The organism is Sphingomonas lacusdianchii, from assembly GCF_022664395.1.
GTDB classification, from domain to species: Bacteria; Pseudomonadota; Alphaproteobacteria; order Sphingomonadales; family Sphingomonadaceae; genus Sphingomonas; species Sphingomonas lacusdianchii.
On record NZ_JAKRET010000002.1, the window covers coordinates 458,557 to 473,410 of the forward strand.

Annotated in this window: 10 protein-coding genes and 1 pseudogene; 10 read left to right on the top strand and 1 reads right to left on the bottom strand. The window is 64.5% G+C overall.

Annotated elements, in window-relative coordinates; genetic code table 11:
• The first annotated feature begins 128 nt into the window (after positions 1 to 128).
• Positions 129 to 2,600 (top strand): TonB-dependent receptor, encoded by a 2,472-nt coding sequence (locus MF607_RS04800; RefSeq protein WP_242116424.1) that lies wholly within the window; start codon positions 129 to 131, stop codon positions 2,598 to 2,600.
• 62 nt (positions 2,601 to 2,662) lie between these two features.
• Positions 2,663 to 4,657: a tetratricopeptide repeat-containing sulfotransferase family protein gene (locus tag MF607_RS04805; RefSeq protein WP_242116425.1), complete on the top strand. Its 1,995-nt coding sequence runs from the start codon at positions 2,663 to 2,665 to the stop codon at positions 4,655 to 4,657.
• Here the strand turns inward: MF607_RS04805 and MF607_RS04810 are convergent.
• Positions 4,639 to 5,721, bottom strand: coding sequence for a GlxA family transcriptional regulator (locus MF607_RS04810; protein WP_242116454.1), 1,083 nt, complete (start codon positions 5,719 to 5,721; stop codon positions 4,639 to 4,641). The two genes, MF607_RS04805 and MF607_RS04810, sit on opposite strands and share 19 nt — an antisense overlap.
• A 146-nt stretch (positions 5,722 to 5,867) precedes the next feature.
• Here MF607_RS04810 and MF607_RS04815 point away from each other — a divergent pair, with 146 nt between their 5' ends.
• The 8 genes and pseudogenes from MF607_RS04815 to MF607_RS04850 all read left to right on the top strand — a co-directional run.
• The gene (locus MF607_RS04815) at positions 5,868 to 6,617 is read left to right on the top strand and encodes an electron transfer flavoprotein subunit beta/FixA family protein (RefSeq protein ID WP_242116426.1); all 750 of its coding nucleotides are present in this window, start codon (positions 5,868 to 5,870) and stop codon (positions 6,615 to 6,617) included.
• Positions 6,618 to 6,637: 20 nt separating this feature from the next.
• Entirely contained in the window at positions 6,638 to 7,570 is a 933-nt protein-coding gene (locus tag MF607_RS04820) for an electron transfer flavoprotein subunit alpha/FixB family protein (protein ID WP_242116427.1), read from the top strand.
• A gap of 35 nt (positions 7,571 to 7,605) precedes the next feature.
• A complete protein-coding gene (gene purU, locus MF607_RS04825) occupies positions 7,606 to 8,463 on the top strand; it encodes a formyltetrahydrofolate deformylase (protein WP_242116428.1) in 858 nt (285 codons plus the stop codon).
• A gap of 55 nt (positions 8,464 to 8,518) precedes the next feature.
• The gene (locus MF607_RS04830) at positions 8,519 to 11,080 is read left to right on the top strand and encodes a GcvT family protein (protein ID WP_242116429.1); all 2,562 of its coding nucleotides are present in this window, start codon (positions 8,519 to 8,521) and stop codon (positions 11,078 to 11,080) included.
• 20 nt (positions 11,081 to 11,100) lie between these two features.
• Positions 11,101 to 11,550, top strand: a complete 450-nt coding sequence (gene folB, locus MF607_RS04835) for a dihydroneopterin aldolase (protein ID WP_242116430.1) — start codon at positions 11,101 to 11,103, stop codon at positions 11,548 to 11,550.
• Between the two features lie 122 nt (positions 11,551 to 11,672).
• On the top strand, positions 11,673 to 12,920 hold the full coding sequence (locus MF607_RS04840; protein ID WP_242116431.1) for an aromatic ring-hydroxylating oxygenase subunit alpha: 1,248 nt from the start codon (positions 11,673 to 11,675) through the stop codon (positions 12,918 to 12,920).
• A gap of 22 nt (positions 12,921 to 12,942) precedes the next feature.
• Complete coding sequence (locus tag MF607_RS04845; protein WP_242116432.1) at positions 12,943 to 14,022, top strand: FAD-binding oxidoreductase; 1,080 nt, start codon at positions 12,943 to 12,945, stop codon at positions 14,020 to 14,022.
• 209 nt (positions 14,023 to 14,231) lie between these two features.
• Positions 14,232 to 14,735: pseudogene (locus MF607_RS04850) on the top strand (alcohol dehydrogenase catalytic domain-containing protein); the annotation flags it as partial.
• Between the last annotated feature and the right edge of the window lie 119 nt (positions 14,736 to 14,854).

The window sequence follows — 14,854 nt, forward strand, 5'->3', positions numbered from 1 at the left end:
CCGAGCGTAACACCGATAAAGATAACAACAAATAATCGCGCCGGAGGAAAAATGGGATGGCCAGGTAGCCTGGCCGTCTGGTTTCATTGTGGGAGGCGGGAATGAAGAGGGATCGTAATCTATCGTGTATGCGTAGCCTCTACGCGACATCTGCATTGACGATGGTCGTGCTGGGCGGGCAGCCGGCATGGGCGCAGGTCGCCGCGGACGGCTCCGCCGCGCTGGCGGTGGAGGGCGCGGCGGCAACGCCCGCTGCGTCCACAGGCGATGAGGGCGGGAAGCAGACCGCCGCCGCCACGGCGGGATCGCAGAACGGCATCGAAGAAATCGTCGTGACCGCGACCAAGCGCAACGAAAGCATCCAGCGTGTACCGGTGTCGGTGCAGGCGCTCGATACAAAGGCGCTGAACAACCTGAACATCGCCAGCTTCGACGATTATGTGAAATATCTGCCGAGCGTCCGCTCCGGCGGGCGCGGCCCCGGCCAGAACGACGTGTATATCCGCGGCCAGGCCACCGACGCGGTCACGGTGCTGCTGTCGGGCCCGCAGGGCTCCGAACCGAACGTCGCAATGTATCTTGACGAGCAGCCCGTGACGTCACCGGGCCGGAACCTCGACGTTTATGTGACCGACATGGCGCGGATCGAGGTGCTGCCCGGACCGCAAGGTTCGCTGTTCGGTGCCAGTTCGATGGCCGGCACGGTGCGGCTAATCACGAACAAGCCCGAGATGGGCGTGTTCAGCGCCAGCGTGACCGGCACGGCCGAGTTCACCAAGAGCGGGGACATGAGCAATGCGGTGGAGGGCTTCGTCAACGTTCCCCTCACGGACCGGTTGGCCGTGCGCGGCGTGTTCTATTCGGCGAACAAGGGCGGCTATATCGACAACGTCGCCGGGACCTATACCCCCAGCCCGGCCGTCAACCCCGCCCTGCCGTCGGCACCGGGCACGACATATGAAACGGCGAACAACAGCAGCCTCGTCGAAAAGAACTTCAACGACGCGAGTTATCGCGGTTTTCGGCTCAGCGCGAAATATGACGTGGCGCCCGGTCTCGACATTCTGGTGACGCACGCACGGCAGAATCTCGAGACGGATGGCGTGTTCGACTATGATCCCAAGGTCGGCGACCTCGAGGTGACGCGTTTCTTCCCCGATTTCCTGAAGGACAAGTTCAGCCAGACCGCCTGGACGGTCAATGGCCGGCTGAAGGGCCTCGATCTCGTCTATACCGGCGCGTATCTGGATCGGAAGATCGCACAGGCGGTCGACTATACCGGCTATACCAATACCGGCGCGTTCGCGGCCTATTACACCTGCACCTACACGACGCCGCGCCGCTGTCTCAATCCGGTCAAGGGCTATAACGGCAACCAGCGCATCCGGCGCTTCACGCAGGAGGCGCGGCTTTCGACGCCGCAGGACCTGCGGGTTCGCCTGACGGCCGGTGTGTTCTACGACCGCACGAAGCTCGAGGCGCTGGACGACTATGTCTATGTTGTGACGCCGCAGCTCGGCTTCGCGCTCAACGCCCCGATCGCGGCCGCGCGGAACATCGATCCCAGCACCCGCCCGGCCGGTGTGGCCTTCTTCAACGATATCACGCGCATCGGCGAGCAGAAGGCGATCTTTGGCGAGGCGGCGTTCGACATCATCCCCAAGACGCTCATCCTGAGCGGGGGCGGTCGTTACTATTGGCAGACGACAGAGTTCTACGGATCGTCGAACTTCGCCAACCTCGGCACCGATTCCACGGTTCCCGGTGCTGGTGGCCGCATCTACAACCGCCCCAAGCTGAAGGAGAAGGGCTTCGTTCCCAAGGCGACGCTGACCTTCAAGCCGACCGGACAGTTGTTGTTCTACGCCACCTATTCCGAAGGGTTCCGCCCGGGCGGGTTCAACCGTGGCGGCGGTGCGCCATCGTTCAACCCGGCCTATCCGACGGTGCCAATCAACTATGTGTCCGATAGCGTCAAGAACTACGAAATTGGGTTCAAGACGGACCTGTTCGATCGCAAGGTGCGCTTCAACGGCAGCTTCTATCGGGTCGACTGGAGCAATATCCAGGTGTCGCGCCTCGATACGGTCAACGTGTCCAACCTGACCTTCATCGACAATGCGGCGAATGCACGCATCAACGGCTTCGAAGGCGATCTGACGGTCAAGCTCGCGCCGCCGCTGACGCTGTTCAGTGCGGTGTCGTTTAATGACGCGAAGCTGACCGGTACGCAGTCGACCGTGATCGAGCTGGCCCCGGTCGGCAGCCAGTTGCCGTTGACGCCGAAGGTTCAGGGCAACCTCCGCCTGCGTTATGACGGCCTGCTGGAGGGGGACCGAAGCTGGTTTGCCCAAGCCGGGACGCAGCTGGCCGCGCACAGCTACAGCTCGCTCGCCTCGGCGCTGCGGGTCCGGCAGGATGGGTACAGCACGTTCGACGCCAGCGGCGGCTTCGTTATCGGCAAATATCGCTTCGAAATCTATGGCGAGAACCTGACCGATACGCGCGCGCAACTATTCTACAACAACCAGGACCAGATTCCGCGGATCACGACCAACCGGCCGCGAACCATCGGGTTGAAGGTGACGGTGGACATGTAAGCGTGGCGGCGGTCCCCGGCATAGGCAAGGATGCCGGGACCGCCAATTTCCATAGAGATCGAATGGACGCGATGTCGGCGGATCATGCGAAGGAAGCGCTGCAGGCCGGGCGCCTGGCCGAGGCGGAGGCGCTGGCCCGGAACGGACTGACCGCCGTGCCCGACGATCGCAACCTGTTGTACGTCATGGCGGTCGCGCAGCGCTATCAGGGCAAGCTGGATGACGCGCTCGCCACGCTGGAGCGGCTGACGGCCGCGCATCCCGACTATGCCCGCGCGGAGCAGGAGCGCGGGCACGTACTGGTCGCGCTCGACCGCCCGGACGGCGCGCGCGAGGCCTATGGCCGTGCCGTTGCCGGCAATCCGACGCTGATCGCCAGTTGGCGCGCGCTGGTCGCGCTCCATTCCGATGATCCGCGCGAGGCGGAGCGCGCCCGCGCGGAGGTTTCCTATCTCGGCGCCTTGCCGAAGGAACTGCTAGCGGTCGCCAGCATGATCTACGAAGAGCGGCTGCAACCCGCCGAGGAATTGTGTCGCCGCTATCTGCGCGCGCATCCGACCGATGTCGAGGCGATGCGGCTGCTCGCCGATATCGGCACGCGGCTGCACGTCTATGACGACGCCGAATATTTGCTCGAAAGCGCGCTTGAGTTCGAACCCGACTATGCGCTTGCGCGGCTCGATTATGTCGGGGTGCTGCACAAGCGCCAGAAATTCGCCGCCGCTCATGCGCAGGCCGAGCGGCTGCATGCGATCGATCCCGACAACCCGCTGTTCCAGAACGCGCTCGCGAACGAAAGCGCGGCGATCGGCCGCTATGACGAGGCGCTGGCGATCTACGACCGTCTGGTCGCGACGGGCGCGGCGGCGGCGGGGACGCATCTGGCGCGCGGCCATGCGCTGAAGACGATCGGGCGGCAGGACGAGGCGGTCGCCGCCTATCGCGCGGCCTATGGCGCGCAGCCCGATTTTGGCGATGCCTATTGGAGCCTCGCCAACCTGAAGACCTATCGCTTCACCGATGCCGAGATGGACGCCATGGCTGCCGCCGCCGAGGCGCCCGGCACCTCGATCGACGATCGCGCGCACCTCCATTTCGCGCTGGGCAAGGCGCATGAGGACCGGCGCGACCACGCCGCCGCCTTCGCGCATTACGATGCGGGTAACCGGTTGCGTCGCGAACAGTCGCGCTATGACGCCGATGCGATGGACCGGGAGATGGCGGCGCAGATCCGCGTCTTCACGCCCGAGCTGATCGCACGGCTGGCGGGATCGGGCGACCCCAGCGACGCACCGATCTTCATCGTCGGCCTGCCGCGTGCGGGATCGACGCTGGTCGAACAGATCCTCGCGTCGCACAGCCGGGTCGAGGGGACACTGGAACTGCCCAACATCATGGCGCTGGCGCATCGGCTGAACGGCCGACGCCGTGCCGATGAGCAGGAGATCTACCCCGACTGCCTGGCCGGGCAGCCGCGCGACGACTTCGCGCGGTTCGGGCGGGAATTTCTGGAAGAGACGATGGTCCATCGGACTGGGCGACCGCATTTCACCGACAAGATGCCGAACAACTTCCGACACATCGGGCTGATCCACCTGATCCTGCCCAACGCCCGGATCATCGATGCGCGCCGCGATCCGATGGATTGCTGCTTCTCCGGCTTCAAGCAGCTGTTCGCCGAAGGGCAGGAGTTCACCTACGGCCTCGAAGAGGTCGGTCGCTATTATCGCGGCTATGAGCGGTTGATGGCGCATTGGGACGCGGCGCTGCCGGGCAAGGTGCTGCGCGTGCAATATGAGGACATGATCGACGATCTGGAGGGGCAGGTCCGACGTATCCTCGACCATTGCGACCTGGCGTTCGAGCCGGCGTGCCTCGACTTTCACAAGACCCGGCGGTCGGTCCGAACCGCCAGTTCGGAACAGGTCCGCCAGCCCATCTATCGCACGGGCATGGCGCAGTGGCGGCCGTTCGAGCCTTGGCTCGACCCGTTGAAACGGGCGCTGGGGATTATGCCGCCCGACCCGTCCGGGCTGGGTCAGGCCGCGCCCGGCTGAGCGATCATCGCCACGTCGCCCGTTGGAGCGCGGCATGCGCCGGACAGCGAGGCACGTGCCTCCAGCGGCGACCGGCCGAAGCGGCGGCGGAACATGCGGCTCATATGCGAGGAATCGCAGAAGCCGCATTCGACCGCGATCGTCGTAATCGACTTGTCGGTGGTCTGCAGCATGTGATGCGCCAGCGACAGGCGCACGTCCATGAACGCGACCTGCGGCGACACCCCCAGCGCGGTCTTGAACCGGCGTTCGAGCTGCCTTTTGCTTTTCCCCATGCGCTCCGCGATGTCGGCGACGGACAGCGGCATCTCGATATTTTGCTGCGTGATCATCAACGCACGCAATACGATCGGATCGTCGGTGCGATAGTTCAGCATCGCGCCCGGCTGCGCCTTCTCGCCGCCCAGCGCCTCGTCGATGATCATGATGTGCAGGCTCTTGCTCGCCTGCGCTCGACCTACATGCCGGTCGACCAGATAAGCGGCGAGATGCGCCGAACTCGCACCGCCCGAACAGGTGAGCCGATCGCGGTCGACGATGAAGATGCGGTCGGAAACAGGGTCCAGGCCGTCGAATTGTTCGAGGAAATCACGGTGGTGAAACCAGCTGACGCAGCATCTATACCCGTCGAGCAGTCCCGCGCCGTGCAGCAGGAAGGCGCCGGTGCAGACGCCCACCAGCGGAATGCCGAGCGCCGCGGCCTTGCGAAGATAGGCGGTATATTCCGAGGCGAACCCCTCGATTTCGTCGATCAGACCGCCGACCACGACGATATAGTCGAACCGGCTGGGATCGCCGAGCTGTTCGTCGGGCTGGATGCTGATCCCCGAACTGGACGGGATCCGGGCGCTCGTGTCCGAAATGACCTTCCAGTCGCAGGCGATGTGGCGACTGCGGTCGCCCTCGTCTGCGGCGAGGCGCAGCACGTCGACGAAATTGGCGAAGGCGCACAACGTGAACTTGCGGGCAAGGATGAAACCCACCGACAAACGAAGTCCTGCAGCGCGACGGCGCTGCGCGGCGTCCAGTGCCGATGTCGCCATGTTCAATCGCGCCTCCGTCATCTCGACCAATTTCCGTCACATGTCGTAGAGTTTGTGGCGTTCTGACGCAATTATCCTTTCCGGCCCTGTAATGCCTGTCGCAAACCTACTGATGTTCAAGGCAATTATTGCACGTCCACGATATAATCGTGGCGGGGAGCAGCAGCATGAAAGTTCTGGTGCCGGTCAAACGCGTCGTCGATCATAACGTCAAGATTCGCGTCAAAGGCGACGGATCGGGCGTCGACCTTGCCAATGTGAAGATGTCGATCAATCCGTTCGACGAGATCGCGGTCGAAGAAGCGGTGCGGTTGAAAGAGGCTGGCGTCGCGACGGAGATCGTCGTCGTGTCGATCGGGCCGGTTCAGGCGCAGGACGTGCTGCGCACCGCGCTGGCGGTCGGTGCCGATCGCGCGATCCTGATCCGCGCGGAGGTCATGCCGGAACCGCTGGCGGTGGCGAAGCTGCTGACGGCGGTGGTGGGCCGGGAACAGCCCGGACTGGTGTTGCTCGGCAAGCAGGCGATCGACGACGACTCCAACCAGACCGGCCAGATGCTGTCGGCGCTCCTCGGCTGGTCGCAGGCGACCTTCGCCTCACGGATCGCGATCGCTGGAGACCGCGCGACCGTGACCCGCGAGGTGGACGGCGGGCTGCAGGTGATCGACGTGGCGTTGCCGGCGGTCGTCTCGGTCGACCTGCGCCTCAACGAGCCGCGCTATGCGACGCTGCCCAATATCATGAAGGCGAAGAAGAAGCCGCTGGAGGAGGTGCCGGTGGGCGACTTCGGGATCGACGTCGCGCTGCGCCTGACGGTGCTGGCGACCGAGGAGCCGAAGCTGCGCGGGCCGGGCGTCCGCGTCGCGTCGGCCGCCGAGCTGGTCGACAAGCTCAAGGCCGAAGCCGGCATCCTGTAATCGCGATCGGGAGACCAGACATGACCATCCTGCTGCTCGCCGAGCACGACAATATCGCTCTTTCCGAACTCACCGCGCGGGCGCTGACCGCGGCATCGCAAATGGGCGATGCGGTCGACATTCTCGTGGCAGGGCAGGGGGCGCAGGGCGTCGCGGCGACGGCGGCGCAACTCGCCGGCGTGCGCCGCGTGCTGCTGGCGGAGGCGCCCGCCTTGGAGCAGCGGCTGGCCGAGCCAACCGCCGCGTTGCTCGTCGCGCTGGCGGCGGACTATGCCGCGATCGTCGCGCCGGCGACCAGCACGGGCAAGAACGTTCTGCCGCGGGTCGCTGCGCTGCTCGACGTCATGCAGGTGTCCGAGATCGTCGAGGTCGTCGCGCCCGACACGTTCAAGCGTCCCATCTATGCGGGCAATGCCGTGCAGACGGTCAGGTCGGGCGATGCGGTGAAGGTCGTGACCGTCCGCACCGCCGCCTTCGCGCCAACGGCGTCAGGCGAGACGGCGGTGGAGATCGTAACGGTGACCGACGCCGGCGATCCCGGCCTGTCTCGCTTCGTCGAGAACCGATTCGCCGCGACGGACCGGCCCGATCTGGGCGCGGCACGCATCGTCGTCTCCGGCGGGCGGGCGCTCGGTTCGGCGGAGAAGTTCCGCGAGACGATCCTGCCGCTCGCCGACCGGATGGGCGCGGCGGTCGGCGCATCGCGCGCCGCGGTCGATGCCGGCTATGCGCCGAACGACTGGCAGGTGGGGCAGACCGGCAAGGTCGTGGCGCCCGACCTGTATATCGCCTGCGGCATTTCCGGCGCGATCCAGCATCTGGCCGGAATGAAGGACGCCAGGATCATCGTCGCGATCAACAAGGATGCGGACGCGCCGATCTTCCAGGTCGCCGACTATGGTCTGGTCGGCGACCTGTTCGAACTGGTTCCCGAACTCGCGCGGCAACTCTGAACCGATCGAACGCAATTCCCGAACGAGGCCCGTCCATGAACGAGAAGTCCTACGTCATCCGGCTCGGTTGCCCGGACCAGCCCGGCATCGTCGCCGCCGTCACCACCGCGCTGGCAGGGTTGGGCGCCAATATCCTCGAATCGAACCAGTTCTGGGATCGCCAGGCCGATCATTTCTTCCTGCGTATCGCCGTGACAGTCGCGCCAGACATCACCCGCGAAGCGATCGAACACGCGCTCCAGCCTGCCAAGGCGCAGTTCGGCCTCGACCTGTCGGTCACCGACATGGCGCAGCGGCCGAAGATCATCGTGATGGTGTCAAAATTCGACCATGCGATGCATCACCTTCTCTATCAGATCAAGGTGCGCTGGCTGAACGCCGACGTGGTGGCGATCGTGTCCAACCACGACGTGGCGCGCGCCGCTGCGGAGATCGACGGCATCCCCTTCCACCATTGGCCGGTGACGAAGGAGAACAAGGCGGAGCAGGAGGCGAAGCTGCTCAATCTGGTCGAGGAGACCGGTGCCGAACTGGTGGTGCTGGCGCGGTACATGCAGGTCTTGTCCAACGACCTGTCCGAACGGCTGTATGGCCGCGTCATCAACATCCACCACTCGTTCCTGCCGAGCTTTAAGGGCGCCAAGCCCTATCATCAGGCGCACGAGCGTGGCGTGAAGCTGATCGGCGCGACCGCGCATTATGTCACGCCCGACCTCGACGAGGGGCCGATCATCGAACAGGAAACCGAACGGGTCAGCCACAGCCTGACCAGCGAAGATTTCGTCGCGGCCGGACGCGATATCGAATCGCGGGTGCTGGCGCGCGCGGTCAAATATCATCTCGAAGGACGGGTGATGCTGAACCGCCACCGCACGGTGGTGTTCGCACCGTGACCGCGCGCGCCGTCGCGCTGCTCCTGGCCCCTATCTCTGACGCAAAGGATTGAAGATGGCTGCGCTTCCCGAAAAGGCCCGTGTCGTGATCGTCGGCGTCGGCGGTATCGTTGGCGCGTCGATCGTGCATCATCTGGTCGAGCGCGGCTGGACCGATATCGTCGGTATCGACAAGTCCGGCGTGCCGACCGACATCGGCTCGACCGCGCACGCCTCCGACTTCTGCTACGCGACCAGCCACGATTATCTGACGACGTGGACGACGCTCTACTCGATGGATTTTTTCGAGAAGATGGGTCACTATTCACGGATCGGCGGGCTGGAGGTCGCGCGGGTCGGCGACGATCAGCGGATGGACGAGATCCGACGCAAGGTTGCCTCAGGCAAGGCATTCGGCACCCGCGCAGAACTGGTCGACCCCGCGACGATTAAGGCGAAGTTTCCCCTGATCGAGGAAAGCCTCATCCAAGGCGGCCTGTGGGACCCCGATGCGGGGCTGGTCGTGCCGCGGTCGCAGACGGTGGCGGGCAAGCTGATCGATCAGGCGGTCGACGCCGGTGCGCTGACCGTCTTCGCCAACAACCAGGCCGAATCGCTCATCATCGACGACGGGCGGATCAAGGGCGTGGTGACGACGCGCGGTACGATCATGGCCGACTATGTCGTCGTCTGTACCGGCCTGTGGGGACGGTTGATCGCCGAAATGGCGGGCGAGGATCTGCCGGTCTTCCCGGTCGACCATCCGCTGACCTTCTTCGGGCCGTACATCGAATTCGAGGGGACGGGGAAGGACATCGGTTATCCGTTGCTCCGCGATCAGGGCAATTCCGCCTATATGCGCGATACCGGCGACCCCAGGACGACCGAGGGCGGCCAGATCGAATGGGGCTATTACGAGGAGCACGCGCCGCGCCTCGTCCATCCGCGCGACCTTCTGGAAAAGGAATTCGCGCGACTGTCGCCGTCGCAGCGCGATCTGGAGATGGAACAGGTGCTCGAACCGCTCGAACGCGCGATCGAACTGACGCCGATCCTGGGCGAGCTGGGCTATAACGAAAGCCATTCGTTCAACGGCCTGCTCCAGACGACCACCGATGGCGGCCCGTCGATCGGCGAGAGCCAGAAGGTCCGCGGGCTGTGGTATGCGGTCGGCATCTGGGTGAAGGACGGCCCGGGCATGGGCAAGCTGGTCGCCGACTGGATGACCGACGGGCGCACCGCGATCGACCATGCCAGCATCGATTATGCGCGCTTCAACCCGTTCCAGCTCGAAGCGGACTTCATTGAGGCGCGCTGCCTGGAGACCGCCGCCAAGATCTACAGTCCGCCGGTCCATCCGCGCGAGCCGTTCGCGGGGGGGCGCGGCATCCGCCGCTCGCCCTTCTGGGAGCGGGAGAAGGAACTGGGCGGCTATTTCATGGAACTTGGCGGCTGGGAACGCGCCCACGGCTATGCTGCGAATGAGCATCTGCTGGAAAAATACGCCGATCAAGTGCCGATGCGCGAGAATGAGTGGGACAATCGCCATTTCTGGCGGGTGTCGAACGCCGAACAACTCGAACTCAGCGCTGATTGCGGGCTCATCAATCTGTCGCACTTCCACATCACCGACATCACCGGGCCGGATCATGTCGCGCTGATGGAGTGGCTGTGCGCCGCGAAGGTCGGCGGCGATGCGCAGTTCGGCAAGGGCATCTACACCCACTTCCTCGACGACGAGGGCAATGTGCGGGCCGACTTCACCGTCTTCCGCCTTGCCGATCGCTGTCGGCTGGTGAACGGCGCCGATGCGGGGCCGCGCGACGTGCATTACATGCGCCGCGTCGCGCAGGATCGCGGGCTGGACGTTACCGTTACGGACGTGACCGAGCAGTATGTCACCATCGGCATCTGGGGCCCGAACGCGCGCACGAACCTGCAGAAGGTCGTCGAGGACCCGGACGCGCTGTCGCACGAGAACTTTCCCTTCGCCGCGATCCGCACCGTCCGCATCGCGGGCAAGGACGTGATGGCGTTTCGCATCTCCTATGTCGGCGAACAGGGCTGGGAACTGCACATGGCCTATGCGGACGGGCTGGCGGTGTGGGACGCGCTGCGCTCGACTGGGGTGATCGCCGTCGGCATCGAAACCTACGCCAATTCCCGCCGTATGGAGAAGAGCCTGCGTCTGCAGAACGCCGATCTGCTGACGCACTACAATCTGCTGGAGGCCGATCTGGCGCGGCCCAAGGCCAAGGAGGCGGACTTCCGCGGCAAGGCCAAGCATCTCGAACATCGCGCGCGCGAACATCAGCCGGCGAAGCTGTGTACGCTGGTGATGACCGACAATGTCGATGCGAAGGGGGTGAGGCGGTATCCGGTCGGTATCCTGCCAGTGATCGACCCGGAGACGGGCGAAGTGCCGGTCGACGAACTGGGGCGGCGCTCCTACACCACCTCGATCGCCTATGGTCCGTCGATCGGCAAGAATATCGCGCTGGCCTATCTGCCCTGGGCGTTGTGTCAGGAGGGCCGAAGGCTCGAAGTCGAATATTTCGGAGAGCGATATCCGGTCGAGGTCGCGTCAGTCGGCTACCGACCGCTCTACGACCCCGAAAACCGCAAGCCGAAGAGCTGATCGGTCGCCGGTCCCGCATCGTGCGCTATGTCATCCGTCTGAAGAACTGTTCCTTCTTCGCGCATCATGGGGTGTTCGACGAAGAGGGAACACTTGGTCAGCGCTTCCATATCGATGCGGAAGTGCAGGTCGATGCGACGATGGCGCGCGATGGTCGGGCGATCGTCGGGACGGTCGATTATGGCGAGATGTTCGCCGAGATCGAGCGCGTGGTTCGCGGCCGGCGACGGCTGCTGATCGAGGCGCTGGCGCTGGAGATCGCACGCGGCCTGTGCGAGCGGTTCGCCAGCGTCGTGCAGGCCCGCATCACGCTGCGCAAGCCGAGCGTACCGATCCACGGCATCCTGGATCACGTCGAGGTCGAGGTGACATGGCCAATGGCGGGTGGGACGGCCGATGCGGCGGCGGGTGTGTCGCGATCCGCGGTCGGGGATGACGCAATCGTCCTATTGACGCCCGACCGTCTCTGAATAGCCTCCATGGTCATCGGCACGGGTGGATGTGCGCAGAATAGCGGTGCGAGAGGAACAGATGTAATTTCCGCCGGGTGAGTGTCCGGCGGGGCGGCGGCTGCATTGGGGAAGGATAGGAAATGAACGTCCGTAGCGAGATGCTGAACCTGATCCGTCATCGAAAGGACGGTTATTCCTTGCCCCAGCCCTTTTACGTCGATCAGGCGTTCTTCGACGTCGATCTGGACCTGATCTGGTATCGCGACTGGCTGTTCGCCGGCCACGACTGCGAACTGCTGAAGCCCGGCAGCTATTTCACGCTACAGGTCGGGGCCTATCCGATCGTCGTGCTGCGCGATCGCGACGGCACCATCCGCGCCTTCCACAATAGCTGCCGCCATCGCGGCAGCCGGGTGTGCAGTGCGGATCGCGGCGTCGTCGCCAAGCTGGTCTGTCCCTATCACCAATGGACCTATAATCTCGACGGCTCGCTCGCCTTCGCGCGGCAGATGGGGGAGGGGTTCGATCCGACCCAGCATTCGCTGAAGCCGGTCGCGTGCGAGAGCGTCGCGGGCTACATCTTCGTTTGTTTGGCCGACGAGCCGCCGGCCTTCGCGCCGTTCGACGATCTGATGCGCCCCTATTTCGCACCGCATAACCTCACCGATGCGAAGATCGCCTTCCAGTCGACGATCATCGAGAAGGGCAACTGGAAGCTCGTGTGGGAAAATAACCGCGAGTGCTATCATTGCGCCGGTAGCCATCCCGAATTGTGCAAGACCTATTCGGAATCGCCGAACGTGACCGGTGTCGCCGGCGGCGGGGAGGATCCGGAGATGGCGGAGCATTGGGCACGGTGCGAGGCGGCGGGACTGCCGGCGCAGTTCCGGATGCACGACAGCGGGCAGTTCCGCGCGATCCGCGCGCCGCTGCTGCGCGACGCGGAAAGCTATACGATGAACGGCCGGCGTGCGGTCGCGCGCGGCCTGTCCGATGCGGTCGACGCGCAGCGGATCGGCGCGCTGATGCTGTTCAACTATCCGACGACCTGGAACCATGTCCTGATCGATCACGCGGTGACGTTCCGCGTGATGCCGATCAGCCCGAACGAGACCGCGGTGACGACGAAGTGGCTGGTCCACAAGGATGCGGTCGAGGGCGTCGATTACGATCTCGACACGCTGACGCACGTTTGGACGCAGACCAACGATCAGGACCGCCGTATCGTTGAAGAGAATGCGCTCGGCATCCGGTCTCCCGCCTACGAACCCGGACCCTATTCGCAACTGCACGAGGGTGGGGTGATCCAGTTCGTCGACTGGTACACGCGCACGATCGAGTCCCGGCTGGACGGCGCGGGCCGTGAGCCCATCCGGCGGGTCGCGTGATCCCTCGCAATCGGAGCGCGGAATGACGGCCGGTTATCTCCACCTCGACCAGATGGCGCCCTGGAACGACCGCCTGCACCATCTGGAAGTCATCGGCATCGTCGACGAGGCGCCGGGGGTGAAGACCTTCACCTTCCGTTCGGAGCGAGATCGCTGGTTCCGCTATCGTCCCGGCCAGTTCGTGACGCTGGAATTGCCGGCGGAGGGTGGCCCGCTGCTGCGGACCTACACGCTGTCTTCCTCGCCCTCCCGCCCTTTATCGATCGCGGTGACGGTGAAGGCGCAGGCCGGCAGCATCGGAACGCGGTGGATGTTCGAACATCTCCGCCCCGGCGCACGCATCCGTGCCTATGGCCCGACCGGGCAGTTCACCCATGTCGCGCATCCCGCGGCGCGCTATCTGTTCGTATCGGCCGGGTCGGGTGTGACGCCGATGATGTCGATGCTGCGCTGGATGGCCGATTGTGCGCCGGGCAGCGATGTCGCCTTCGTGACGGTCGCACGACGGCCGGAGGACATCATCTTCCGCCGCGAACTCGAACTGCTCGACCGGCAGATGCCGAACCTGTCGCTGGCGATGATCGTCCGCGAAAAGCCGGCCGGCGAAACATGGAGTGGCCATCGCGGTCGCCTCGACCCCGCGCGCCTCACGGCGCTCGTCCCCGACCTCGCGACGCGCGAAATCTTTTGTTGCGGGCCGGATGCGTTCATGACGCTGGTCGGCGGCATCGTCCGTGACGCGGCGGCCGACATGGCCCGCTATCATCAAGAAAGCTTCGGCGAGGCGCCGGCAAACGCACCGAGCGAGCAGGTGCCCTTGGCCGAGGGCACCTCCGATGCGGCGGTGACGATCACCTTCGCCACCTCCGGCGTCAGCGCGACCTGCGAACCCGGCCGGACCGTGCTCGAAACCGCGCGCCACGCCGGCGTCCGTATCCCGGCCGCCTGTGAATCGGGCCTGTGCGGCACCTGCAAGATCATGAAGCACTCGGGTCAAGTGCGCATGGAGCACAATGGCGGCATCCTCGACGACGAGATTGCGGAGGGGTATATTCTGGCTTGCTGCGCTCGACCGGATCGGGATCTCAGCGTCGACGCCTGACCAACGCGCCAGTTCGCTATCCACCCATTGTTCGCGAAGCGCCTCGAGGCAGTGGGTCTCGAAGCTTGCCTGTTCAGAGCCCCGTTCTCCCTGCTGGGTCACCGGAGCAGTTCGGCCACCGGGTCTGCGGAGTATCCCTAAGGGATCACCCGCATATTCTGTTTCTTCCTTAAGGGCTTAGTTCGCCTTGCCTCATCAAGGAGACCGGCATGAAAGCCCTAGTCTGGCACGGCAAGGAGGACATCCGATACGACACGGTGTCCGATCCTTCGATCGAAGATCCACGCGACGCTATCATCAAGGTGACGAGTTGCGCGATTTGCGGATCGGACCTCCACCTTTTTCACAATCTCGTTCCCGCGATGCTGCCCGGCGACATCATGGGTCATGAGACGATGGGGGAGGTCGTCGAGGTCGGCAGCGGGTCGAAAGGCAAGCTGAAGAAGGGGGGCCGCGTCGTCATTCCCTTCACCATCCAGTGCGGCGAGTGCGAGCAATGCCGGCGCGGTAATTTCTCGGTCTGTCAGCGGACCAATCGCAAGGGCGAACTGGGCGACAAGGCATTCGGGCACCGCACGGCCGGGTTGTTCGGCTATACCCATCTGACCGGCGGCTATCCGGGTGGACAGGCCGAATATCTGCGGGTGCCGTTTGCGGACACCACGCATATCAAGGTGCCCGACGGTATCGACGACGAGAAACTGCTTGAGCTGCCCCCTTCTGAGTGGTCCATCGACTATGACAGTCTGGATCAAGGAAGGGACGACGAATGCCAGCGAAGAAGCACAAGCCGGAGGAGATCATCGGCAAGCTGCGTGAGGTGGAGATCATG